Source organism: Herbaspirillum sp. Her3 (genome assembly GCF_057961275.1).
The window spans coordinates 1,694,420-1,716,655 of the sequence record NZ_CM176328.1; the positions used below are offsets into that span (position 1 = coordinate 1,694,420).

Annotated in this window: 22 protein-coding genes and 1 tRNA gene; 9 read left to right on the plus strand and 14 right to left on the minus strand. The window is 61.9% G+C overall.

Annotated elements, in window-relative coordinates:
• Positions 1 to 83: 83 nt before the first annotated feature.
• Complete coding sequence (locus tag ACVC5H_RS07710; protein ID WP_489621754.1) at positions 84 to 1,598, minus strand: transglycosylase SLT domain-containing protein; 1,515 nt, start codon at positions 1,596 to 1,598, stop codon at positions 84 to 86.
• Positions 1,599 to 1,660: 62 nt separating this feature from the next.
• Between ACVC5H_RS07710 and ACVC5H_RS07715 the strand changes: the two genes are divergently transcribed.
• The gene (locus ACVC5H_RS07715) at positions 1,661 to 1,921 is read left to right on the plus strand and encodes a hypothetical protein (RefSeq protein WP_489621755.1); all 261 of its coding nucleotides are present in this window, start codon (positions 1,661 to 1,663) and stop codon (positions 1,919 to 1,921) included.
• Positions 1,922 to 1,939: 18 nt separating this feature from the next.
• Here the strand turns inward: ACVC5H_RS07715 and gloB are convergent, their stop codons facing one another.
• Positions 1,940 to 2,734 carry a hydroxyacylglutathione hydrolase gene (gloB, locus tag ACVC5H_RS07720; RefSeq protein WP_489621756.1) on the minus strand — a complete coding sequence of 265 codons (795 nt, stop codon included), beginning with the start codon at positions 2,732 to 2,734 and terminating at the stop codon, positions 1,940 to 1,942.
• A 62-nt stretch (positions 2,735 to 2,796) separates the two neighbouring features.
• On the opposite strand from gloB, the gene ACVC5H_RS07725 reads away from it, so the two are divergent.
• The 4 genes from ACVC5H_RS07725 to ACVC5H_RS07740 all read left to right on the plus strand — a co-directional run bounded on the left by ACVC5H_RS07725 (position 2,797) and on the right by ACVC5H_RS07740 (position 5,144).
• Entirely contained in the window at positions 2,797 to 3,591 is a 795-nt protein-coding gene (locus ACVC5H_RS07725; RefSeq protein ID WP_489621757.1) for a class I SAM-dependent methyltransferase, read from the plus strand.
• A gap of 100 nt (positions 3,592 to 3,691) precedes the next feature.
• Positions 3,692 to 4,126, plus strand: coding sequence for a ribonuclease HI (gene rnhA / locus ACVC5H_RS07730; protein WP_489621758.1), 435 nt, complete (start codon positions 3,692 to 3,694; stop codon positions 4,124 to 4,126).
• 61 nt (positions 4,127 to 4,187) lie between these two features.
• Positions 4,188 to 4,922 (plus strand): DNA polymerase III subunit epsilon, encoded by a 735-nt coding sequence (gene dnaQ, locus ACVC5H_RS07735; protein ID WP_489621759.1) that lies wholly within the window; start codon positions 4,188 to 4,190, stop codon positions 4,920 to 4,922.
• A 147-nt stretch (positions 4,923 to 5,069) separates the two neighbouring features.
• A tRNA-Val gene (locus ACVC5H_RS07740) sits at positions 5,070 to 5,144 on the plus strand.
• Between the two features lie 168 nt (positions 5,145 to 5,312).
• Here the strand turns inward: ACVC5H_RS07740 and ACVC5H_RS07745 are convergent.
• From ACVC5H_RS07745 to ACVC5H_RS07755, 3 genes are all read right to left on the minus strand, one after another.
• Positions 5,313 to 5,666, minus strand: a complete 354-nt coding sequence (locus ACVC5H_RS07745) for a hypothetical protein (protein ID WP_489621760.1) — start codon at positions 5,664 to 5,666, stop codon at positions 5,313 to 5,315.
• A 22-nt stretch (positions 5,667 to 5,688) separates the two neighbouring features.
• Positions 5,689 to 6,021 (minus strand): hypothetical protein, encoded by a 333-nt coding sequence (locus ACVC5H_RS07750; protein ID WP_489621761.1) that lies wholly within the window; start codon positions 6,019 to 6,021, stop codon positions 5,689 to 5,691.
• A gap of 63 nt (positions 6,022 to 6,084) precedes the next feature.
• Positions 6,085 to 6,918 (minus strand): SGNH/GDSL hydrolase family protein, encoded by an 834-nt coding sequence (locus ACVC5H_RS07755; RefSeq protein ID WP_489621762.1) that lies wholly within the window; start codon positions 6,916 to 6,918, stop codon positions 6,085 to 6,087.
• A 634-nt stretch (positions 6,919 to 7,552) separates the two neighbouring features.
• Between ACVC5H_RS07755 and ACVC5H_RS07760 the strand changes: the two genes are divergently transcribed.
• A complete protein-coding gene (locus ACVC5H_RS07760; protein ID WP_489621763.1) occupies positions 7,553 to 8,962 on the plus strand; it encodes a DUF2130 domain-containing protein in 1,410 nt (469 codons plus the stop codon).
• A 12-nt stretch (positions 8,963 to 8,974) separates the two neighbouring features.
• On the opposite strand, the gene xylB is transcribed toward ACVC5H_RS07760, so the two are convergent.
• From xylB to ACVC5H_RS07805, 9 genes are all read right to left on the minus strand, one after another.
• Complete coding sequence (gene xylB, locus ACVC5H_RS07765) at positions 8,975 to 10,456, minus strand: xylulokinase (RefSeq protein ID WP_489621764.1); 1,482 nt, start codon at positions 10,454 to 10,456, stop codon at positions 8,975 to 8,977.
• Between the two features lie 32 nt (positions 10,457 to 10,488).
• On the minus strand, positions 10,489 to 11,370 hold the full coding sequence (locus tag ACVC5H_RS07770; RefSeq protein ID WP_489621765.1) for an AraC family transcriptional regulator: 882 nt from the start codon (positions 11,368 to 11,370) through the stop codon (positions 10,489 to 10,491).
• Positions 11,306 to 12,523: an ABC transporter ATP-binding protein gene (locus ACVC5H_RS07775; RefSeq protein ID WP_489621766.1), complete on the minus strand. Its 1,218-nt coding sequence runs from the start codon at positions 12,521 to 12,523 to the stop codon at positions 11,306 to 11,308. Before ACVC5H_RS07775 ends, ACVC5H_RS07770 begins: the two co-directional genes overlap by 65 nt.
• Before the next feature lie 2 nt (positions 12,524 to 12,525).
• Positions 12,526 to 13,563, minus strand: coding sequence for an NAD(P)-dependent alcohol dehydrogenase (locus ACVC5H_RS07780; RefSeq protein WP_489621767.1), 1,038 nt, complete (start codon positions 13,561 to 13,563; stop codon positions 12,526 to 12,528).
• Positions 13,564 to 13,572: 9 nt separating this feature from the next.
• Entirely contained in the window at positions 13,573 to 14,385 is an 813-nt protein-coding gene (locus tag ACVC5H_RS07785; RefSeq protein WP_489621768.1) for a carbohydrate ABC transporter permease, read from the minus strand.
• Positions 14,373 to 15,251 (minus strand): carbohydrate ABC transporter permease, encoded by an 879-nt coding sequence (locus tag ACVC5H_RS07790; RefSeq protein WP_489621769.1) that lies wholly within the window; start codon positions 15,249 to 15,251, stop codon positions 14,373 to 14,375. The genes ACVC5H_RS07785 and ACVC5H_RS07790 overlap by 13 nt, the downstream gene beginning before the upstream one ends.
• Before the next feature lie 77 nt (positions 15,252 to 15,328).
• Positions 15,329 to 16,600 carry an ABC transporter substrate-binding protein gene (locus tag ACVC5H_RS07795; protein WP_489621770.1) on the minus strand — a complete coding sequence of 424 codons (1,272 nt, stop codon included), beginning with the start codon at positions 16,598 to 16,600 and terminating at the stop codon, positions 15,329 to 15,331.
• A 209-nt stretch (positions 16,601 to 16,809) separates the two neighbouring features.
• Complete coding sequence (locus ACVC5H_RS07800; RefSeq protein ID WP_489621771.1) at positions 16,810 to 18,189, minus strand: sensor histidine kinase N-terminal domain-containing protein; 1,380 nt, start codon at positions 18,187 to 18,189, stop codon at positions 16,810 to 16,812.
• Positions 18,182 to 18,853, minus strand: coding sequence for a response regulator (locus ACVC5H_RS07805; RefSeq protein ID WP_489621772.1), 672 nt, complete (start codon positions 18,851 to 18,853; stop codon positions 18,182 to 18,184). The genes ACVC5H_RS07800 and ACVC5H_RS07805 overlap by 8 nt, the downstream gene beginning before the upstream one ends.
• 169 nt (positions 18,854 to 19,022) lie before the next feature.
• Between ACVC5H_RS07805 and ACVC5H_RS07810 the strand changes: the two genes are divergently transcribed.
• From ACVC5H_RS07810 to ACVC5H_RS07820, 3 genes are all read left to right on the plus strand, one after another.
• A complete protein-coding gene (locus ACVC5H_RS07810) occupies positions 19,023 to 20,075 on the plus strand; it encodes an ABC transporter substrate-binding protein (RefSeq protein WP_489621773.1) in 1,053 nt (350 codons plus the stop codon).
• 66 nt (positions 20,076 to 20,141) lie between these two features.
• Positions 20,142 to 21,155 (plus strand): ABC transporter substrate-binding protein, encoded by a 1,014-nt coding sequence (locus ACVC5H_RS07815; RefSeq protein WP_489621774.1) that lies wholly within the window; start codon positions 20,142 to 20,144, stop codon positions 21,153 to 21,155.
• Positions 21,156 to 21,279: 124 nt separating this feature from the next.
• The gene (locus ACVC5H_RS07820; RefSeq protein WP_489621775.1) at positions 21,280 to 22,107 is read left to right on the plus strand and encodes an ABC transporter ATP-binding protein; all 828 of its coding nucleotides are present in this window, start codon (positions 21,280 to 21,282) and stop codon (positions 22,105 to 22,107) included.
• Positions 22,108 to 22,236: the final 129 nt, after the last annotated feature.

Here is a 22,236-nt window from a genome sequence, read left to right on the forward strand (position 1 = left end):
CTCTTTTTCCTTTTCCGTGCTTCGTGCGCGTCTTCTTGTGGTGGGCGGCCGGGCCGCCCGGGTCTCCTCCGGCTTCCTCCGGATTATTGCTTGCGTGCGCCGTTGCCCGAGGCCAGCGTCAGCGGCTTGCCTGCGACCTTGCGGGCCTGCGCTGGCGCTGCCTTGCGCACCGGGCCCCGCGATGCGACCTGGCGGCGCGCCGGTGCGGCGTGATGCACCGCTACGCGGGTCGGTGCGGCATTGGGCACGTGCAGCTGCAGGCTCTGGCCAGCAGCCAGGGTGTCACGCTTCAAACCGTTCCATTCCTTGATCTGCGCTACGCTGACGCGATAGCGGCTGGCGATGCCGGCCAGGGTGTCGCGCTTGCCGGCCTTCACATAGATACGGCGGGTCTCCGGCACGTCCGGGGCAATGGCCAGGCGGGCGTTGTCGGCGATTTCCGGGGTCAGGTCGGTGTCGAGCGCGGCGGTTTCTTCGGTCTTGGGCACCAGGATGGTGGAGCCGGCCTTCAAGACCATGCGCGGCGGAATCTGGTTGACGCTGCGGATCACTTCGGGGGTGGTGCCGAACTTGCTGGCGATGGTCTCGATGCGTTCACGCGCGCTCGAGACGGTATGTGCGGTCCAGGTCGAGAAGGCCTGCGTCCACTTGGACATGTTGGCCTTGAACTTCTCGGCATTGCTTTCCGGCAGCAGGATCTTGGTGTCTTCGCCGCCGATGATGACGGGGCGGTTGAACTGCGGGTTGAGCGCCTTGAACTCATCGACCGACAGCTCGGCCAGTTGCGCGGCGACCTTCACGTCGATGTTGCGGGTCTTGCCGATGGTGACGAAGTAGGGCTGGTTGTCCACCTTGGGCAGGGCGATGTTGAAGGCGCCCGGGTTGGCGATGATGTTCTTGACCGCCTGCAGCTTGGGCACGTAGTTGCGGGTCTCGGCGGGCATCTGCGCCGACAGCGTATTGAAGTCGATCGGCAGGCCGGCCGCCAGGTTGCGGTTGACCGCGCGCTGCACCGAACCTTCGCCCCAGTTGTAGGCCGCCAGCGCCAGCTGCCAGTCGCCGAACATGCCGTAGAGCTTCTGCAGGTAGGTCAGCGCGGCGTCGGTGGAGGCCAGCACGTCGCGGCGCTCGTCGGTGAACATGTTCTGCTTGAGGTTGTAGTCACGCCCGGTGGAGGGAATGAACTGCCACATGCCGGCCGCCTTGGCCGTCGACAGCGCTTCCGGATTGAAGGCCGATTCGATGAAGGGCAGCAGCGCCAGCTCGGTGGGCATGCCGCGCTTTTCCAGTTCCTGCACGACGTGGAACAGATAGCGCGAGGCGCGTTCCGTGGTGCGCTGGATGTAGTCGGGACGGGAGCTGTACCACTGGGTCTGGCTCTCCACCAGGGCGTTATCCAGATCGGGAATCCCGAAGCCCTTGCGAATGCGCGTCCAGATGTCGATATCGTTCATCCCCGGCAGGGCATTGCCGGCCAGTTCGGGATTGATCGCATTGAAGGGGGCGGGGTAGATCGAGATATCGTTGGCGTAGGAGAGCAGCGGGGTGCCAGCGCATAACAGGGCGGCAATGGCGAATTGTTTCAAAGTACGCTGCATGTGGGCGATATCCTGTGCCAGAGGCAAAAGTTTGCGTGCGGCGCTTCCGTTGCAGAGCTGTGATGAAGCTCGACACCTCCTGCCGGCGGAATCCGGATCAGTCCGATCACGGGCGCGTGCAGGTTGACGGTAATGCAAGGTCGGAAGCTGCGAGTTTCCCCGGCGTGGTGCTGGGCAGACAGCGTTTCGTAAAAAAGCGTAAAAGCGCTGGCGCCCAAATTGGGGAATTGGAGGAGTGTACGGAAGACCCTTTTAGCCAGTCAAGCAAAAATTGGCCTCTGTTACAAAGCCAAGTCCTTGATTTGGCAGCTTTTTGCGGCTAACTGTCCCTCAATTTGGCGCTATCTGTAGGTATTCTTCCATTCACGCAGTGCTGCAAAGCTGCTAACTTCGTCCAACTGCACCAAACGGCCGCTCTTTTGCAGTGATTCGAGGATTTCCTTTTCCTGGGCGCGCAGGAAGGGATTGGTCTGGCGCTCCAGGGCGATACTGGTCGGCACGGTAGGCTCGCCGCGTTCGCGCCGGGCGCGCTCTCGAACGATGCGCTCAGCCAGCGCGGCATTGCCCGGCTCGACCTCGGCTGCAAACTTCAGGTTGGAGAGCGTGTATTCATGCGCGCAGTAGACCTGGGTATCGCCGGGCAGGCTGGCCAGCTTGCCCAGGGATTCCACCATCTGCGCCGGCGTGCCTTCGAAGACGCGTCCGCAGCCACCGGCAAAGAGCGTATCACCGCAGAACAGCAGGGCTTGCGCAGGCGCGTAATACGCGATGTGGCCCAGGGTATGCCCCGGCACTTCGATGACCTGCAGGGACAAGCCCAGGGAAGCGATATTCACCTCTTCATTCTCGTGCAGCGGGACCGTCATCCCCTTGATGCGGGATTGCTCGCGTGCCGGCCCGTAGACCGGGATCACCGGGAACTCGTCGCTCGCGGCAGCCCGTGCCAGCTCGACCACACCGCCAACATGGTCAGCATGATGATGAGTCAGTAGAATAGCGGCCAACGTCAGGCCCTCGGCCTGCAATGCGGCCAGGACGGGGACCGCGTCGCCGGGGTCGACCACGGCGGCATGGCGCCCGTCATGGAGGATCCACAGGTAGTTGTCGTCGAACGCCGGAACGGCCAGGACGTCCAATGAAGTTTTCTGATCTGCTTGAGCTGGCTTGGCTGGCTGGGTCATGAGGCGCGAAAGAAGAGATGGCTGACAAGGCTGAAACTGCTGTGACTGCGAACAACGTCGAAATTATAGACCTGGCCGCCTGGTTGCAGACGCCCATCGGCGACTACCTGCGCCAGTGGGAGCAGCGTCATCTCAACACATTGACGGCCGACATCTTCGGCTTCAACGCCGTGCAGATCGGTTCCCCCCAGATCCACGCCCTGCAGGCCAACCGCATGCCCTATCGCTGGCTGGCCGACAACCGCATGCCGGTGGAAGGGCAGTCCGAGCTGGAAATTCCCCAGGTGGTCACGCAGAATTTCGGCGAATTGCCCTTTGCCACCCAGAGCCTGGACCTGGTGGTCCTGCCGCACGTACTGGAATTCGCCGCCGAGCCGCACCAGGTGCTGCGCGAGGTGGAGCGGGTCTTGATTCCGGAAGGACAGGTCATCATCTGCGGTTTCAATCCCAGTAGCCTCTGGGGCATGCGCCAGGTCGCCGGACGCCTGACCGGGGCGCATTTCCTGCCGCAGGATGGCGAATTCATCCGCCTGCCGCGCCTGAAGGACTGGTTGAAGCTGCTCAACATGGAAGTCAATCGCGGCCACTTCGGCTGCTACGCGCCGCCCTGCGAGACGACGCAATGGCTGGACCGTTTCGGTTTCATGGAAAAGGCCGGCGACCGCTGGTGGCCGTATTTCGGCGCGGTCTACATCGTCCAGGCGATCAAGCGGGTGCCCGGCATGCGCCTCATCGGCCCGGCCCTGCAACGCCAGAAACTGACGGCCCCGCGTGGCGTGCCGGTGACCAACCGCATCCACAAAACGGACTGAAAACCGACTGAATTTACCGGCCTTGTAGCGCGATCAGGTATCATCGCGGCCCGCCTACGGTGCGCACAAGTGCACAAGCAAACAGATTGAAGTGAAGAGTATGGATAAAGTAGAGATCTATTCCGATGGCGCCTGCAAGGGCAATCCTGGCCGTGGCGGCTGGGGCGCATTGCTGGTGGCGGGCGGCAAGGAGAAGGAAATCTTCGGCGGCGAGGCCAACACCACCAACAACCGCATGGAGCTGATGGCGGTGATCCAGGCTTTGAATGCCTTGAAGCGCCCGTGCGAAGTGGTGGTCCACACCGACAGCCAGTACGTGCAGAAGGGCATCAGCGAATGGATCCACGGCTGGAAGGCGCGCGGCTGGAAGACGGCCAGCAAGGAGCCGGTCAAGAACGCTGACCTGTGGCAGGCGCTGGACGCCGCCCAGCAGCAGCATCAGGTTGAGTGGCGCTGGGTGCGTGGCCACAACGGCCACGCCGGCAACGAGCGCGCCGACCAGCTGGCCAATCGCGGCGTGGACAGCATAGGCTGATCCGTCCAGCTTTTTTCTTCATATCGGCATTTTTCAGCATCAGAATCAGCAGGGAGCAAGCATGCGTCAGATCATCCTCGATACCGAAACCACGGGCCTTTCGCCGCGCAACGGCAACCGCATCCTGGAAATCGGCTGTGTGGAGGTGCTCAACCGCCAGCTTTCGGGCAAGAACCTTCACTTCTACATCAACCCCGAGCGCGACTCCGAAGAAGGTGCGCTGGCCGTGCACGGCCTGACCACCGAATTCCTGGCCGACAAGCCGACCTTCAAGCAGATCGCCGCCGAGTTCCTGGACTACGTGCGTGGCGCCCAGATCATCATCCACAATGCGCCCTTTGACGTCGGTTTCCTTGATGCCGAACTGGCCTTGCTGGGCCTGCCGCCGTTCAAGGAGCATGTGATCGACGTGGTGGACTCGCTGCAGATGGCCAAGGAACTGCACCCGGGCCGCCGCAATTCGCTCGATGCGCTGTGCGACCGCTATGGCATTTCCAACGCCCACCGCGTGCTGCACGGCGCGCTGCTGGATGCGGAGTTGCTGGCCGAGGTCTACCTGTCGATGACGCGTGGCCAGAACACGCTGACCATGGACCTGGGCGCGGAGGAAGATGTCAGCGAAGGCGAAGGCAAGCTGGAACTGGCTCCGCTGGCCGAGGTGATCGTGGTGGCCGCCAGCGAGGAAGAACTGGGCCTGCACGAAGACGTGCTCAACCAGCTCGACAAGGAAGCCCGGGGCAGCTGCGTGTGGCGCTTTGAACCGCCGCCGCCGGAGGCGGCTGCTGAAGCGGCGTGAGGCTGATGTTGGTCAGGCCTTTGTCGTCATCCGGCAGCGCTTTCGATAAAAAATGAAGAATTATTTACGAAGCACTTGCGCAGGTCGAAAAACGTTGGCATAATCTCGCTTCTCGATTGGCGCTGCAGCAAAAAGCCAGTCAGGTACGGAAGGTTAGCTCAGTGGTAGAGCACTGCATTCACACTGCAGGGGTCGCAAGTTCAAACCTTGCACTTTCCACCAAATTCAGAAAAGCCCGCCTAGTGCGGGCTTTTCGCATTTCTCCGATCAAAAGCGCCACTGAGCTGGTTGGCCATCCCACTGGCCCGATACCTGCGATGGCAATCTGGATCGGACTGACCTGAACGCCAGCCGTCGAGTTCACGAAGACGGACTTCCCCGCCGAAGCTTCTATTGCGGCTTTGTCGCCGCCTCGTCAGCTGAACGCTTGCTGATCTCCCCTTGAGTCTGGATTCCCTTGGAGACAGCATAGGTTCCGAGACTGATCCCGAGCAGCGTCAGAATGCCATCTGGAATATTCGGGAAGCCTTTGCCAGGATCGGTCATCGTAATGATGAAAAGGCTGGCGGCCACCACGAATGTGAAGAGCAGCATTTGGAAGCGGGACATGCTGGCAACGCCATCGGACTCGCTGATGAGCAATCTGAGATTGATTTTTCCCGAGGCAATTTGCCACAAGATAAGCAGCTCAACGAACCCGATGAAAACGACGACAAGCCAAGTCAAGATCGTAATTGGTTGCATGGTCTTGGTTCCCCGAAATAATTTAAATGAAATGGTGCCGCAGAAGCGCCCGGAACTTGGCAAGCAAATAGCCGCTGCTGCTGCCTCCCTGCAAGATCAACAGTTGATGCGAGAAGTCGGGAAAGTGATCGGGATGCGCAATCACCTTCAACAGGTAATCCAACGCCAGATAGAGAGTGACCAGGAGCAGTTGCACACGCGCTGGACTGAAGTCGAGCTGATGCGTCCGGAGGTTGGTTTGATGGAGCAGGCCAGCGGTGTTTATTTGTCCTGACAGCAGCCGCATGCTCACCAGAAGCGCCAGGGCGCTGATGAATATCAGATTCATGCACGCCAGAAAACGCATGGTCACCATCGTCACCTCAATTGAAGATCACTTTATCCGCCTTCTCCATGGAGATTCATTTTCACGTCTTGATCAGTCGATTCCGATAGCGCTCAGGGAATCTGCCCATTTTTGAGCAAGCTTGCGATAGCCCGCGGCAGTAGGATGAATTTCATTTTCCCAGTCGCCGCTTTCTCCTGGCGCTGCATCCTTGGCTCGCGTGAGGACATCGTGTGTTTTAACCAGGTGGGCATTCCTCATCCGTGCCGCTCCGTTCTCGAGACAGGTGTTCAACACGTCGAAAAGATAACTGGTCAGCCCCGGCCAGGCGGCATCGGGAACTTTGGCCTTGCCCAGCGCCTTCCATAGCCAAGGTCCGATGTTCGGGCCTGCCGGGGCATTTCGCGCAGTGGGATAATCATAGGTATTGAAGAAGACGGGAACGTCCTTGTTTTGCCCCGATGCTTTCTGCGCTTCCAGTTCAGCCATCGATTGTGCGATGTCCTCCTTGAATCGAGCCAGTCTCTGCTGGTCAACATATTGGGAGACATCCGGGCCATTCGCTATCACATCAGGACGAAGCAAGGGTTTGTCTCCAAGCAAGGCGTCGATCAAATCATTGCCGCCGCCCGAGATCAGAATGGCATCCCATTTCGTGGAGAAATTTCCCGTGAGCAGTGCGTTGAAATACATGCTGCGCCTGACCTCATTGGCCAGCGTGATGCCCGGGTAGGCGCAATTGATGATCGCTACGCGCTGAGTAAAATGGAACTGCTGCAGGATGTTGGAGGTGGACCAAGGTGGATTGGCTCCGATGGAGAACCAGGAATCCCCTTGCGCAAGTATTTTGAACCGGAAATCAGACAGCAAGGGGTCGCTGTCGTTAGGGTGAAGAGCGGATTCAGGACCAAGGATAGTCAGCGACATGAGTTTCTCCTTGCTTGGCTAGAACAACGGATGGAACCACTCCTGCTCTTAAGGAGCGTGGAGCTGGCCGGGATTCACACTGGTGAGCCTGTTTCTTGTGCTTGACGAGGCGAGACTGAGCGCCATCAACGGGTCAACACAAGGGGGAGGAGCGAATGCGGGTTTGAGCATGGAAGGCGTTGGCACATCGCGTACCAAGCATGTAAACCGACGGCGCGGCGGCAAGCGGCGCATTGACAACCATAACTCCATAAGCCCCTCACTGTTCTAGTATTTTTGGACGAGAAGAACTACTGAATCTGGCAGGAAACAGAAATCGACACCCCCGAAACATGTGCTGTTTTCGATCATCTGCTGCCGCGCAATATAGCTCAGAATTACTCGATTCGTTTGACTTTTTTTTATCTTTCTTGGTTGATTTCCGAGCAGAATTTTTATTGTTTCGCTGGTGTAACGTTCGATGTCATTTGAACTGTCATGCCTTCGCATTTGGCGATCCATACGATATAACCTTCCGGGAATTTCCTTGCATCACCTTATCGTTTTTTGCTCGACGCGCGCTTTTCTTTGAGGCGCACTGAGCGTGATTCTTCAAGTTAGCGCCCACTCTTCAGAACTAGGACTCCGAACAGCCATGCACGACATCATCTGCCCCCACTGCGGCAAAGCCTTCAAGATCGACGAAGCCGGTTACGCCGACATCCTTTCGCAAGTGCGCGACAGCGCTTTCGAGCAGCAATTGCACGAGCGCCTGGAGCTGGCCGAGCAGGACAAGCGCAACGCCATCGCGCTGGCGAGCGCCCAAGCCGAGGCGCAATTGCAGAAGGCCGCAGCCGCGCGTGATGCCGAGATCCAGGAATTGAAGGCAAGGCTGGAAGCCGGTGAAATGGCGCAGAAGATGGCCGTGGCCGAAGCCATGGCCAACGTCGAGCGCGAGCGGGACAAGCTGGCCAATGAACTCGAACAGGCCAGAAAAGAAAAGCTCGCCGACCAGCAACTGGCCGAGGCTCGCCTCGCCCAGCAATTGCAGCAGACCGTCAGTGAGAAGGATGCCGAGATCCAGGCATTGAAAGCGAAGATGGATTCCATTGCGCTGACCCAGAAGCTGGCCGTGAATGAAGCCGTCGGCGTGGTGGAGAAGGAGCGCGATGAACTCAAGAACAACCTGATGCGCGCCGAGCTGGAAAAACAGCTGGCCGAGAAATCACTGAAAGACAAATACGAGACCCAGCTCAAGGACCGCGAAGACATGATCGAGCGCCTGCGCGACATGAAGGCGCGGCTCTCCACCAAGATGGTCGGCGAGACCCTGGAACAGCACTGCGAAACCGAGTTCAACCGCATCCGCGCCACCGCCTTCCCGCGCGCGTATTTCGAGAAGGATAACGACGCCCGCAGCGGCAGCAAGGGCGATTACATCTTCCGTGATACGGATGAGGCCGGCACCGAGATCGTCTCCATCATGTTCGAGATGAAGAACGAGAACGATCACACCGCCACCAAGAACCGCAATGAAGACTTTCTCAAGGAACTGGACAAGGACCGCCAGGAGAAGGGCTGCGAATACGCCGTGCTGGTCTCGATGCTGGAGCCGGAGAGCGAGCTGTACAACACCGGGATCGTGGATGTCTTCCATCGCTATCCGAAGATGTATGTGGTGCGTCCGCAGTTCTTCATCCCCATCATTACGCTGCTGAGGAACGCCGCCCTCAACTCGCTGAAATACAAGACCGAACTGGCGCTGGTGAAGGCGCAGAACATCGACATCACCAACTTCGAATCCGAGCTCGACACCTTCAAGGCGGCCTTCGCCAAGAACTACGACCTGGCCTCGCGCCGTTTCCAGACGGCCATCGACGAGATCGACAAGTCCATCGACCACTTGCAGAAAACCAAGGAAGCCTTGCTCGGTACCGACCGCAACCTGCGCCTGGCCAATGACAAGGCGCAGGATGTGACCATCAAGCGCTTGACGCGCGGCAATCCGACCATGGCGGCGAAGTTTGCGGAGATCAAGAAAGAGCAGTCCGACGACGGGCAGTGAAGCCGACCATCTTCACGGGGTGGCGAAGGCGGCAAACTCGGCGCGCAGCGCGGCATACAGGTTGCGATAACGTTCGAGCCTGTGCGCGATGTGATCGCGCTGCACGGCGTTCGGTCGGTAGGTCTCTTCGATAACGGGCGCCACGCACACGCCCCCCGCATCTTCCCCCGTCTGCGCCAACCTCCCCAACCTGGCCGCCCCCATTGCCGCCCCCACCTCTGCCCCCGCATGCCGCCGCAACGGAATGCCCAAGGCCGTCGCACACAGTTCCCCCCAGAACGCACTGCGCGACCCACCCCCGACAAAGGCCGCACTCTCCAGCACCGTACCCGCCGCCTGCAAAGCCGCATAGCCGTCGGCCATCGCAAAGGCCACGCCTTCCATCACCGCATAAGCCAGGTGCGCACGCTCATGCGCAGGCGTCATGCCAAACAGCACGCCCTTGGCGGCCGCATCGTTGTGCGGCGTGCGCTCGCCATTCAGATAAGGCAGGAACAAGGGCGCCTGCGCCTGCTGCGTGGCCGTCAGCTGCTCCGCGCTCGCCGCCAGTTCGGCCACCGGCCGTCCGGTCACGCCAGCGAGCCAGTGCAGGCTGGCCGCCGCCGACAGGATCACGCTCATCTGATGCCATTGCCCCGGCAGGCAGTGGCAGAACGCATGCACGCCCTGCTGCGGATTGGGCGCATGCCGCGCCGTAGCCGCAAACAAGACGCCTGAACTGCCCAGCGATAGGAAAGCATCGCCAGCCTGGATCACGCCGATACCCACCGCACTGGCCGCATTGTCGCCGGCACCACCGGCCACCACCACCGGTCCGCTGATGCCCCACTCGCGGCGCAGTTCGTTGCGCAAATGACCGGCCACCGCGCTGCCTTCCACCAGGCGCGGCATATGGCTGCGATCCAGCCCGGTGGCCGCCAGCATGCGATCAGACCAGTCGCGCCGCGCTACGTCCAGCCACAGCGTGCCGGCCGCATCCGACATCTCGGAGACGAATTCGCCAGTCAGCTTCCAGCCCAGGAAATCCTTGGGCAGCAACACCTTGTCGATGGCGCGATAGACGGCCGGCTCATACTTCGACAGCCACAGCAGCTTGGGCGCCGTAAAGCCGGGCATGGCGCGATTGCCCGTGATGAGGGCCGCGTCCGGTACCAACGCTTCCAACTCCACACATTCTGCGTGAGCACGCATGTCGTTCCACAGGATGGCCGGGCGTAATACGTTGCCGTTGCGGTCCAGCAGGGTAGCACCATGCATCTGGCCGGAGATGCCGATGCCGCGCAGTGCCTGGAAGGCTTGCGGGGCTTCGGCGCGCAGGGCGGCGATGGCGTCCAGCGTGGCGTTCCACCAGGCCTGCGGTGCCTGCTCGGACCACAGCGGATGCGGATTGTCCACGCGCAGCCGGGCGCTGCTGCTGGCGATGACGCGGGAGTCGTCGTCGGTGAGGACGAGCTTGACTTCGGAAGTGCCGAGGTCGATGCCGAGATAGCTCAAATCGTTTTCCTTTGCATGCAATTGGATGGCCTTTACGCAACCGCCCGAACTTCGTCATTGAGCCGGTGCAGCGCACGAAAGCGCGAGGGCGGCATGCCCTTGTAAGCCAGGAACTGGCGGTTGAAATTGGAGAGATTGTTGAAGCCGACGCGGTAGCACACTTCCGTCACACTCAGGTCGGTACACATCAGTAATTCGCAGGCTTCATTGAGCCGCAATCCGTTCTGGTACTGGATGAAGGTGCAGCCAGTGTGCCGCTTGAAGAACCGCGTAAAGCTGCTCACGCTCATGCCGGCCAGTTCGGCCACGTCGCTCTCGCGCAGGTTGCCGCTCAGGTTCTGGCGGATGCAGGAGAGCACCTGGTTGATGGTGGACGACATGTGGCGCTGCGCATCCAGATCGTAGCCCGGTCCGGCCAGCGGCTTGCGTTCGCGGCAGGAGGCCAGCTGTTCCAGCACGGTCATCATCAGCACCACGCGGCGGGCACCGCTGGCCTGGGCCAGGTCCTGCATCAGCGGGATGATGGACAGGCCCAGCGCATCGGGAAACTGCAGCCCACGCGCGGCGCCCTCCAGCAGATCCTGCAGGGGCGAGAGTTCGGCAATGGCGCCCAGCATGCGGTCGGCGAAGGAGCGCGAGAATTGCAGCACCAGATCGCGTGCAGTCACATGATCCCCGGCACCGAGATTGCTGACCCAGTTGTGCGGCAGGTTGGGTCCGGTCAGCACCAGGTTGCCGGGACCGAAGTCGCCGATGAAGTCGCCCACGAAGAACTTGCCGCCGGAGGCGGTGATGACGTGGACTTCGTATTCAGGATGGAAATGCCACTTGGCCACCGTGTGCGGGTAGTCATGCACCCACGCCCTGAACGATTCGTCCTGGCGGGTATGGACCAGCTCCAGATCCGGGCTCATGCTTTGTCTCCTTGCCGTGCGGGCCGTCGTCATGTCCGCTGGCCGTGAAGGCGGCCTCGGGCAGCGACAGGTTCTCTCCGCTTTGTACATCGAACACGTGCAGCTCTTGCTGGTCGAAGGCCAGGTGCAGGCGCTGACCTACTTGCGGAAGTTGCTGCGCGCTCACCAGGGCGGTCAGCGTCTGCTCGCCGCAGCGGGTGGTCAACAGCGCATCGGCACCCAGGATCTCGACCAGTTCCACGTTGACCGGCAAGCTCAGGCTTGGCGCTTGCTCTTCACCAGCGATGCGGACGTAATCAGGACGCACCGCCAACTTTACCGCCATTCCCTGTGCAAGGCGTGAAAACCTTTCACCCTGCAGGATCCAGTGCTGTTGTTCGCAGCGCACGGCCACCGTATTACCCTCACGTTCGATCACGCCGGAGAGGAAGTTCATGGCCGGCGTACCGATGAAACCCGCCGCAAAGAGCGTACGCGGATAACGGTAGAGCTCGGCTGGCGTACCGGCCTGCACGATCTGGCCGCCATGCATGAGGATCACGCGGTCGGCCAGGGTCATGGCTTCCAGCTGGTCGTGGGTGACGTAGACGGTGGTGGTGCGCAGGCGCTGGTGCAGGCGCTTGATGTCGCCGCGCAATTGCGCGCGCAGCTTGGCGTCGAGGTTGGAGAGCGGTTCGTCGAAGAGGAATACCGCAGGCGTCTTGATGATGGCGCGCGCAATCGCGGCGCGCTGCTGCTGGCCACCGGACATGGCGCGCGGCTTGCGCTCCAGCAGGGTATCCAGGTTCAGCATGGCCGCCACCTCGCGCACGCGGCGGTCGATCTCGTCGGCCGGGCGCTTCAGGCGCCGCAGTCCGAAGGCGATATTGTCATACACGTTCATGTGCGGATACAGCGCATAGTTCTGGAACACCATGGCCACGTTGCGCTCCCGTGCCGGTAGCGCATTGACCACCTTGCCACCGATGGAGAGGGTGCCGCCGCTGATCTCTTCCAGTCCGGCGATCATGCGCAGCATGGTCGATTTGCCGCAGCCCGAGGGACCGAGCAACACGACGAATTCGCCGTCGCCTATCCTCAGGTCCAGCGGATGCAAGACCGGCGGGCCACCGGCGTAATGCTTGGACAAGCCCTGGCAGTGGATGTCGGCCATGGTCAGCCTTCCATCTCGATCTGGATCTTCACATCCTGCGGACGGCCGCGTGCGGCCTCCTCGAAGGCCTCAATCCCCTGCGAGAAGGGGAAGCTGCGTGAAATGAAAGGCTTCACATCGATCATTCCGGAGCTCAGCAGCGCGAGCGCGCGGGGGAAGATGTTGGCATAACGGAAGACCGATTCCAGCCGCACTTCCTTGGTCTGCATGGTCACCACGTCCAGCGCCACCGGCTCTGGCGGCATGCCCACCAGCACCGCGCAGCCGCCGGGGCAGACCATCTGCAGCAGGGTCGGGTAGACCCCGGCATGGCCGGACGCCTCGAAGACCACATCGGCACCCCAGCCCGCGGTGACCTGCTGCACCACGTCATTGAGTGCCTGCTGCGTCACATCCACGGTGATGACGGCGGGATTGTGGGCGAAATGCGCCAGCTTTTCTGCCACTACATCAGCCAGGATCACGCGCGCCGCGCCCCCGGCCAGGGCGGCCAGCGCGGTCATGGCGCCGATGGTGCCGGCGCCGATCACCACGGCCGTATCGCCCGGCTTCATGCGCGCCTTGGTGGCGGCCTGCAGGCCGATGGACAAGGGCTCGACAATCGCCCCTTCGGCAAAGCTGACGTTATCCGGCAGGCGATAGGTAAAGGCCGCCGGATGTACCACGCTGCCGGTAAGGCAGCCATGGATGGGTGGCGTAGCCCAGAAGCGCACCGAGGGGTCGAGGTTGTAGAGGCCGCGCAGCGTGGCCGGCGAATCCAGGCGCGGGATGCCCGGCTCCATGCACACGCGGTCCCCCACCTTGAGCTGGCTGACTTCGCTGCCGACTTCGATGATGGTGCCCGAGGCTTCGTGCCCCAGCACCATCGGCGCTTCCACCTTGAACGGTCCGATGCTGCCGTGGGTGTAGTAGTGCAGGTCGCTGCCGCAGATGCCGACCGTGTGGATGCGGATGCGGACATCCTGCGGGCCGAGCGCTTGCGGCAGGTCGATGTCGCGCAGTGACAGTACGCGGGTGGCTTCGAGGAAGAGGGCTTGCATGCGATTCTCCTAGTGTGCTTTGAGCATGGAATTCAACAGCCGGCTCAGTACGCCGACAAAGATCAGAGGGGGCAGCGCCAGTAATACAGTGGAGGCATTGATGACGCCCCAAGGCACTTCCTGCCCCAGCGAAGTAAAGGCCGAGGCCACCACCGGCAGGGTGGCGCTGTTGGAAGAGGTCAGCGCCAGGGCGATCATCAGTTCGTTCCAGACCAGCACGAAGCTGAAGATGATTCCGCCCAGCAAAGTACCGGCGCAGTTGGGCAGGGCGATCTTCCAGAACACCGCATAGGGGCCGTACCCATCCAGGGTGGCGGCTTCCTCGATCTCGCGCGGCATGCGCTGGAATACCGGTATCGAGAGCCAGGTGATGGTCGAGAGCGTCGTCAGCAGGTAGGTCACGATCATCGAGAAACGCGTGTCATACAGGCCCAGGTCGACCCAGATCGCAATCAAGGGAATGGCCACCGCCACCGGCGGCAGAAAGCGCAGCGAGAGCAGGAAGAACTGGATGTCGTGCTTGCCCGGCACGTGATAGCGCGCGATCACGTAGGCCGCCGGCACGCCCATGAGCGTGCCCAGCAGCACGGCGCTGCCGACGATGACGGCGCTGTTGGTCAGCCCTGTCAGTACTTCCGGACTGCCGATGACCTGGCGGTAATTCTCCAGCGTCGGCGTGAAGACAAAGCGCGGCGTCGGTGTCACGATATCGAGCAGGGTCTTGAGCGAATTGAGCAGCGCCCACAGCAGCGGAAACACTGCCACCAGCACCAGCAGGATGCCCACGCCCCAGATGGCGCAGCGTGTGATCAGTCTTCCCATTTGCTCACCCGTTTCCAGATCAGGGTAAAGATCAGTGTAGTGGCCACCATCATCAGCACCGCCATGGTCGAGGCATAGGAGACCTTGCCCGAGAGCCCGATGCCCTGGGCATAGGCATACATGTCCAGCGTCTCGGTGGCCACACCCGGTCCGCCCTTGGTCATCACGTAGATCAGGTCGAAGGAACGCAGCGACTCCACCATCTTGATGAAGACCAGACTGATGATGGGGGCCTTGAGCATCGGCAGGGCGATGTAGGCATAGACCTGCCAGGTGCGCGCATGGTCCAGCCGGGCGGCCTCCAGCGGTTCGGGCGGCAGCGTTTCCAGCAGCTTCAGCACGATCACGGCGAAGAACAATCCCCACTGCCAGATATCGACCGCCGCTACCGCATGGAGCGCGAGCGCCGGGTCGGACAGGAAGGCCGTATCACGGATGCCCGCCAGCCCCAGCAGCCAGCCCAGGATGCCGGTCAGCGGCGAATACATGAACTTCCAGATGAAGGCGGCCGACACGCGCGGCAGCAGTACCGGCGTAATCAGCAGCACGCACATGGCCTGGCGCCATTTGCCGTGGACGTTCTCGAACAGATAGATGGCGATGAGGATGCCTACCGCCACCGCACCCACGACGGTTACCACTTCCCACATCGCCGAGACTTCGATGGCATTGAGGAAGCGGCGATCCGACATCAGCCGTTCGAGATTGCGCAGCCAGACGTAATCGCTGTCGGGATAGCGTAATACACGGTTCTTCAGCGCCAGGTTGATCGCCGCTACCGTCGGCACCAGGCCCAGCACCAGCATCACCAGCAGCGATGGCCCCAGGAAGAGATAGGGCAGGGAGGTCTTTCCACGATTGAACATGCAGGACTCCGGAAGCGCCCTGGCCCAACAGCACGGACCAGGGGGCTACATCGTGTAGAGCGGTTGAATGAAGGAAATTATTTACGCGCGTGTTCCATGGCGTCCTGCGCATACCGGGCGGCCTCGTCCAGGGCGCGCGGGATGTCCTTTTGCGTGCCGGTGAAGACTTCTTCCAGCGCCACGCCCAGGTTGTCGCCGATGTCGGGCCACTGCGGACTCGGCCAGATGGTCAGCTTGGAGACCGGCGTGGTGTCCTTCAGGCCGGCCAGGATCTGCGGCTTGACGTTCTTCTGGAAGTAGTCGCTCTGGATGGTGCTGCTGCGGTTGTAGTCGCTGAAGACTTTCTCGCGCAGGCGGGCCTGTTCCTGTTCCTTGCCGGTGGCAAAGGCGATGAACTTGCCGGCGGCCTGGCGGGTGCACTCATCCTTGGCGCCGACGGCCGAAATCGCCAGCCCGTGGCCGTAGGCCGCCGAGGGCAGCGGTGCGGGCGGGCGCGCATAGCCCACCTTGTCGGCCACGCTGGACTTGCTGCTGTCTTCCATCCAGTCGGCAAAGGGCGTGGATTCGATCATGAAGGCCACCTTGCCGGAGCGGAAGGCTTCCAGCGCATTGCTCCAGTCATAGGTGGCCGCGCCGGGCGGGGCGTACTTGAAGAGCTCGGCATACAGTTGCGTGGCCTTGACGGCAGCAGGCGAATTGAAGGCCGGCTGGTTGTTCTTGTCGGTCCACTGGCCACCTTGCGCCAGCATGAAGGGCGCCCAGCGCCACACGTTCATGCCCGAACCGCGCTGGCCGCGCGCCACCCAGCCATAGACGTTCGGTGGCGAATGCAGTTTCTTGATGTCAGCCACCAGTTCGTCCAGCGTGCGTGGTACCGGCAGGCCAGCCTTTTCCAGCAGGTCGCGGCGATAGAAGAGAAAGTCGGAACCACCGATCAGCGGCGCGAAATACGCCACGTCCTTGTAGCTGGCCACGGCGCGGCGTCCGGGCAGGAAGTCTTCATAGTCGGCTTCCTTGGGGAAATACTTCAGCAGCGGCACGATCCATCCGGCCGAGGCGAACTCGGCCACGTTGGCTTCGTCGACGTAATACACCTGATAGGAGCCAGCCTTGGTGGAGGCATCCAGGCGCGACTTGGCACGGCGGTCGTTCTCGCCGAAGTAGCTGATCTCGATACGGGTGCCGGTACGCTTCTGGTAATCGGCCAGCGATTTTTCCATCACGGTCAGTCCCAGGCTCTTCTGCGCCAGCACCTTCAGCACGGGGACATTGCAGGACTGCGCCGATGCCACCAAGGGCAGGGCAGCGCCAAGGACGGCGCACGCGGCGCCCAAGCAGATCTTGTTCACGGTTTGTCTCCTGGTATTTTTTATCGTTCAGGCCGGGTGCCTGCCGGGGGAACAGCGGGGGCACCCGTTCGCCGGTCTAGCGGCAGGAGCAAGAGTACGAGGGCAGGGCGCGCCGCTCCACGCCAAAGCGGGCGGCGGGCTGATACTTTTTGATCGTTTGTTGTGGGGGCTGCGCGGTTTTGTATTACCGGCACATGGGAAGAGAGATGTTATCCCGCCAGCGCCGGCAGGCTCACCGTAGCCACCAGCCCGTTCCCCCGTGCCGGCGCATCAAGCCGTATCGACCCCTGCGAAGCCTGCACGATCTCGCGCACGATGGCCAGGCCCAGGCCGGAGCCCGGCTGGTCCGGCGCGGCATTGCGATAGAAGCGTTCGAACACGCGCTCGCGCACCTCGGCGGGGATGCCGGGGCCGTTGTCGGTGACGGTGATGATGACCTGGCTGCGCTTCTTCTCCAGCCCCACGGTGACCTTGCCGCCTTCAGGTGTATAGCGCAGGGCATTGTCGATCAGGTTCATCAGCAAGCCCATCAGTTGCGCTTCATTGCCGTTGACCATGGCGGTTTCGAGCGGGGTTTCCAGACCCAGGTCGATGCCTTTCTTCAAGGCCAGCCCGGCCAGTTCTTCCAGCACCATCGCGGCCACCGCCACCAGGTCCACCGGTGCGCGCGGGAAGGCGCTGCTGTTGGAGGCCTCGGCCTGCGAGAGCAGCAAGAGCTTGTTGGTCAGGTCGGTCATGCTGCGGCTGCCCTCCTGCAGCGCGGCCAGCACTTGCGCCACGCGTGCCGGATCGTCCAGCTGGCGGGCGAACTGGATCTGCGAATCGATCACCGCCAGCGGCGTGCGCAACTGGTGTGCGGCATCGGCCACGAAGCGCTTCTGCACCGTCACCTGGGCATTGAGGCGGAAGATGTACTGGTTGATGGCTTCCACGATGGGCCGCAGCTCCTGCTGCAAGCCCCCGGCCCGCAGCGGCGTGAGCGAATCCGGCTGGCGCGTGGTCAGCTCATCCTTGAGTGCCAGCAGCGGGCGCAGCTCCATCGTCAGGCCCAGCACCACCAGGCTGATGGCCAGCAGCAGCAGGACGATCTGGCGTCGCAGCGAGGCGTGCCACTGGTCGTCGATCATTTCCTGGCGGCCCTGCATGGTCTGGCCCACCGACACGGCCACCATGCGCAGCGTGCCTTCGTCGAACAGCGCGCGGATGTAGCTGACCACGCGCAGCGGCTTGCCGTCGAAGGTGGTCGTGGTATAGACCGGATAGAGCGCCGCAAAGTCAGGCGCTGCGGGGAAGTCAGGCCGGCCGGCCAGCAGCGTGTCGTCGTCCATCAGCACCTGGTAATACACCGCATCCTGGGCGGGAGAGGCGAACAGCTCCAGCGCCGCCGGCGGAATCGAGACGACCGGCGCGCCATCATTCCAGCCGACCTGGCCGGCCATCATGCGCGCCGACGCCAGCAGCGCCCGGTCCTGGACCAGGGTGGCGCTGGAGACGGCATTGTCATACGCATCGCTGGTGGACAGGCCCACGTAGACGGCCATGGGAATGAGCAGCCACCACAACAGCCGCAGGCGCAGGCTGTCAATCATCTTTTTGCTTGAGCAGGTAGCCCAGGCCGCGCAGGGTCATGATGGCGGCGCTGGAAGTCTCCAGTTTCTTGCGCAGGCGCGAGATGTAGATTTCGATGGCGTCGGCACTCGGTTCTTCGGACAGGCTGAAGACGCCTTTCATGAGCGCCGTCTTGGAGACGGTCTTGCCTTGCTTCAACATCAGCACTTCCAGCACGTCGTGCTCCCGCGCCGGTAGCGCCAGGGTGACGCCGGCCACGGCGAACTGGCGCGTGTTGCTGTCATAGACCAGATCGCCGCAATGGATCTCGGCGGCCTTGTCGGGGGTCTGGCGGCGTACCAGCACCTTGATGCGGGCTACCAGTTCGCGGATCTCGAAGGGTTTGACCAGGTAGTCGTCGGCGCCCGCACCCAGGCACTCGACCTTTTCATCGATGGAGCCGCTGGCGGTAAGGATCATCACCGGCACGCCATTGTGGCGCTCGCGCAGGCGGCGCAGCACGTTCTTGCCGTGCAGCTTGGGCAGCATCAGGTCCAGCAGCACGACGTCGTAGTTCTCGTCGCGCAGGACCTGATCGGCGATCTCGCCATCGGCGGCGATATCGACCTTGAACTTGTGTTCCTTGAGGATCTGCTCCAGCCAGTGGGCAAGCTGGGGATTGTCTTCGATCAGGAGCAATTTCATGCGGTAGTCTCGTGTTTCTTGAGGTTCTTTTATGCTGCGTTGCAAAGCAAAAAGCCGGAATTTGGAAAGCTGGATGAAGGTTTCGGCTTCTTAGAATAGGCTCGCAAGTCTACAAGAAGTGAAGATGGCGACAGACCATCCCGCTTAAAAAATTCAGGAGACAATCATAATGCGTGACGATTTTAGCGTCTTGCCCGCCCCCAACCGCCTGTTGCGCCGTACGCTCATGGCCCTGGGCGCCACCGCCATCACCGCCTGTGCCCTGGGCCTGAGCGCCCCGCAAGCCCGGGCGGCCGACAAGATCATCATCATGGTCGGCGGCATCAACAAGCTCATCTACCTGCCGCCCAAGCTGGCCGAAAGCCTGGGCTACTTCAAGGAAGAAGGCCTGGACGTGGAGCTGCAGTCGCAGCCGGCCGGGGTGGATGCCGAGAATGAATTGCTGGCCGGGGCCGTGCAGGCCGTGGTCGGCTACTACGATCACTCCATCGACCTGCAGAGCAAGGGCAAGGAAGTCACCTCCATCACCCAGCTGCTGCTGGTGCCGGGCGGCATGGAGATGGTGCGCGCCGACCTGGCCGACAGCGTGCGCAGCATGGCCGATCTCAAGGGCAAGACCCTGGGCGTGACCGGGCTGGGTTCCTCCTCCAGCTTCATTGCCCAGTACCTGGCCAGTCGCGCCGGGTTGAAATCGGGCGATTACTCCATCCTGCCGGTTGGTGCCGGCAACACGCTGATCGCCGCCATGAAGCAGAAACGCGTGGACGTGGCCTGGACCACCGAGCCGACCACCTCCATCCTGCTGGCGTCGGGGGCGGCCAAGGTGCTGGTCGACATGAGCAGCGTGGAAGGCACCAAGGCGGCATTGGGCGGGCTCTATCCGGCCTCCAGCCTGTACGTGCATCGCTCCTGGATGAACAGCCACAAGGCCGAATCGCAGAAGCTGGCGCGCGCCTTCGTCAAGACCCTCAGGTACATCCAGACCCATCCGGCCGAAGACATCGCCGACAAGATGCCCAAGGACTATTACGGCGGCAACAAGGCCATCTACGTGCAGGCGCTCAAGGCGTCGCTGCCCATGTATTCGCCCGATGGCAAGATGCCCGCCGGCGGGCCGGAACAGGTATTGAAGGTGATGGCCGGTTTCAACCCCAACATCAAGGGCAAGAACATCGACCTCTCCAAGACCTTTACCAACGAGTTCGTTGACGCGGTAAAGTGAATTCTGCGGTTTATATGAAGGCACCGTAGAATCCACGGGCTTTCGCATCGATTTCCAGGAGCTGACGTGAACAAAAATCTCCGCCGTGGCCTTTTTTCGCTGGCCGTTGCCGGCACCGTGCTGGCCGCACTGCCGATCCAGGCGACGGCCGCCGCCAAGGTCACCATCATGGTGGGCGGCATCAACAAGATGGTCTACCTGCCGGCCAAGCTGGCCGAACAACTGGGTTACTTCAAGGAAGAGGGCCTGGACGTGGAGCTGCAGTCGCAGCCGGCCGGCGTGGATGCCGAGAACGAATTGCTGGCCGGTGCCGTGCAGGCCGTGGTCGGGTTCTATGACCATTCCATCGACCTGCAGACCAAGGGCAAGGAAATCACCGCCATCACCATCTTGGGCCAGGTGCCGGGCGAGGTGGAACTGGTCTCGACCAAGGCCGCGCCGCACTTCCAGAGCATGGCCGATGCCAAGGGCAAGACCCTGGGCGTGACCGGGCTGGGTTCCTCCACCAACTTCCTGACGCAATACCTGGCCTCGCGCCAGGGCATCAGTTCCAAGCAGTTCTCGGTGCTGCCGGTGGGGGCGGACAATACCTTCATCGCCGCCATGAAGCAGGGCCGCATCGATGCCGGCATGACCACCGAACCGACCGCCTCGCAACTGCTCAAGACGGGCGATGCCCAGGTGCTGATCGACATGCGTACCGTGGAGGGCACCGTCAAGGCGCTGGGCGGGCTCTATCCGGCCTCCAGCGTGTATGTACAGCGCAGCTGGCTCAACGGCCACAAGGACGAGGCCCAGAAGCTGGCGCGCGCCTTCGTCAAGACGCTGCGCTTCATCCATACGCATACGGCCGAACAGATCGCCGACAAGATGCCCAAGGACTACTACGGCAACAACAAGCCGCTGTATATACAGGCGCTGGCCAATTCGCTGCCCATGTATTCGCAGGACGGCAAGATGCCCAAGGGTGGACCGGACACCGTGCTGGCCGTGCTGTCGGGCTTCAATCCCAACGTCAAGGGCAAGCATGTGGACTTGTCCAAGACTTATACGGATGAGTTCGTCAACAACGTGAAGTGAGGCAGGGACTGGCCGGTGGCCGGTCTTCTCCCGGATTTTCAGAAATTATATAAATGATTTACACCATGATGCGCACCAGCGCGTCAGGGATGCACTCAACCTTCCGCTACGAAAGAGCTCCACGATGAATGCGATCAACCAGCAGGCCTTCACCCCCGCCGGCCAGGCCGCGCAGGCCACCCCGGCCATCGAACTGCGCAACGTGAGCTGCCGCTTCATTACTGCCGATGGCAAGGCCACCGTGGCCCTGCGCGACTTTTCCATGAGCGTGGCCCGCGGTGAATTCGTCGCCGTGGTCGGCCCGACCGGTTGCGGCAAGTCCACCACGCTCTCGCTCATCACCGGCCTGCTCAAGCCGACCCTGGGCGAGGTGCGGGTGATGGGACAGCCGGTCAACGGCATCGATCCGCGCATCGGTTTCGTGTTCCAGAACGATGCCGTCTTCCCCTGGCGCAGCGTGCGCGACAACGTTGCGGCCGGTCCGATGTTCCGTGGCCAGTCCAGGGAGCAGGCGCATGCGCTGGCCGATGAGTGGATCCGCCGCGTGGGCCTGGACAAGTTCGGCGACCACTATCCACACCAGCTTTCGGGCGGCATGCGCAAGCGCGTGGCGCTGGCCCAGACCTTCATCAACAGCCCCGAGATCCTGCTGATGGATGAACCCTTCTCGGCGCTGGACATGCAGACCCGCACCCTGATGCAAGATGAACTGTTGCGCCTGTGGTCGGCGCATTCGGGCTCGGTGGTCTTCGTTACCCATGACCTGGAAGAGGCTATCGCCCTGGCCGACAAGGTGTATGTGCTGACCGCGCGGCCGGCTACGCTCAAGAGCGTCTATCCCATCGACCTGCCGCGTCCGCGTGTAATGGAGGAGGTGCGTTACGAGCAGCGCTTCATCGACATCTCGCGGCGCATCTGGGGCGATCTGCGCGAAGAAGTCCACATCGCATAAGCCCTCGCATCAGTCGGAGCGTCCTTCGATACGCCGCTGCGCGGCTACTCAGGCCGAACGGTTCACTTGGTGCATCAAGAATGCCCCATTCGCTCTGAGTAGCCGCACAGCGGCGTATCGAAGAGCGCG

Bases quoted from the DNA above. Each gene is read 5' to 3' on its own strand.
- ACVC5H_RS07710 (WP_489621754.1), bottom strand. From the start codon at position 1,598: ATGCAGCGTACTTTGAAACAATTCGCCATTGCCGCCCTGTTATGCGCT.
- ACVC5H_RS07760 (WP_489621763.1), top strand. From the start codon at position 7,553: ATGCACGACATCATCTGCCCCCACTGCGGCAAAGCCTTCAAGATCGAC.
- ACVC5H_RS07715 (WP_489621755.1), top strand. From the start codon at position 1,661: ATGAAGCTCGACACCTCCTGCCGGCGGAATCCGGATCAGTCCGATCAC.
- ACVC5H_RS07800 (WP_489621771.1), bottom strand. From the start codon at position 18,189: ATGATTGACAGCCTGCGCCTGCGGCTGTTGTGGTGGCTGCTCATTCCC.
- ACVC5H_RS07810 (WP_489621773.1), top strand. From the start codon at position 19,023: ATGCGTGACGATTTTAGCGTCTTGCCCGCCCCCAACCGCCTGTTGCGC.
- ACVC5H_RS07775 (WP_489621766.1), bottom strand. From the start codon at position 12,523: ATGGCCGACATCCACTGCCAGGGCTTGTCCAAGCATTACGCCGGTGGC.
- rnhA (WP_489621758.1), top strand. From the start codon at position 3,692: ATGGATAAAGTAGAGATCTATTCCGATGGCGCCTGCAAGGGCAATCCT.
- ACVC5H_RS07725 (WP_489621757.1), top strand. From the start codon at position 2,797: ATGGCTGACAAGGCTGAAACTGCTGTGACTGCGAACAACGTCGAAATT.
- ACVC5H_RS07780 (WP_489621767.1), bottom strand. From the start codon at position 13,563: ATGCAAGCCCTCTTCCTCGAAGCCACCCGCGTACTGTCACTGCGCGAC.
- ACVC5H_RS07750 (WP_489621761.1), bottom strand. From the start codon at position 6,021: ATGGTGACCATGCGTTTTCTGGCGTGCATGAATCTGATATTCATCAGC.
- ACVC5H_RS07820 (WP_489621775.1), top strand. From the start codon at position 21,280: ATGAATGCGATCAACCAGCAGGCCTTCACCCCCGCCGGCCAGGCCGCG.
- dnaQ (WP_489621759.1), top strand. From the start codon at position 4,188: ATGCGTCAGATCATCCTCGATACCGAAACCACGGGCCTTTCGCCGCGC.
- ACVC5H_RS07785 (WP_489621768.1), bottom strand. From the start codon at position 14,385: ATGGGAAGACTGATCACACGCTGCGCCATCTGGGGCGTGGGCATCCTG.
- ACVC5H_RS07790 (WP_489621769.1), bottom strand. From the start codon at position 15,251: ATGTTCAATCGTGGAAAGACCTCCCTGCCCTATCTCTTCCTGGGGCCA.
- ACVC5H_RS07770 (WP_489621765.1), bottom strand. From the start codon at position 11,370: ATGAGCCCGGATCTGGAGCTGGTCCATACCCGCCAGGACGAATCGTTC.
- ACVC5H_RS07805 (WP_489621772.1), bottom strand. From the start codon at position 18,853: ATGAAATTGCTCCTGATCGAAGACAATCCCCAGCTTGCCCACTGGCTG.
- ACVC5H_RS07745 (WP_489621760.1), bottom strand. From the start codon at position 5,666: ATGCAACCAATTACGATCTTGACTTGGCTTGTCGTCGTTTTCATCGGG.
- ACVC5H_RS07755 (WP_489621762.1), bottom strand. From the start codon at position 6,918: ATGTCGCTGACTATCCTTGGTCCTGAATCCGCTCTTCACCCTAACGAC.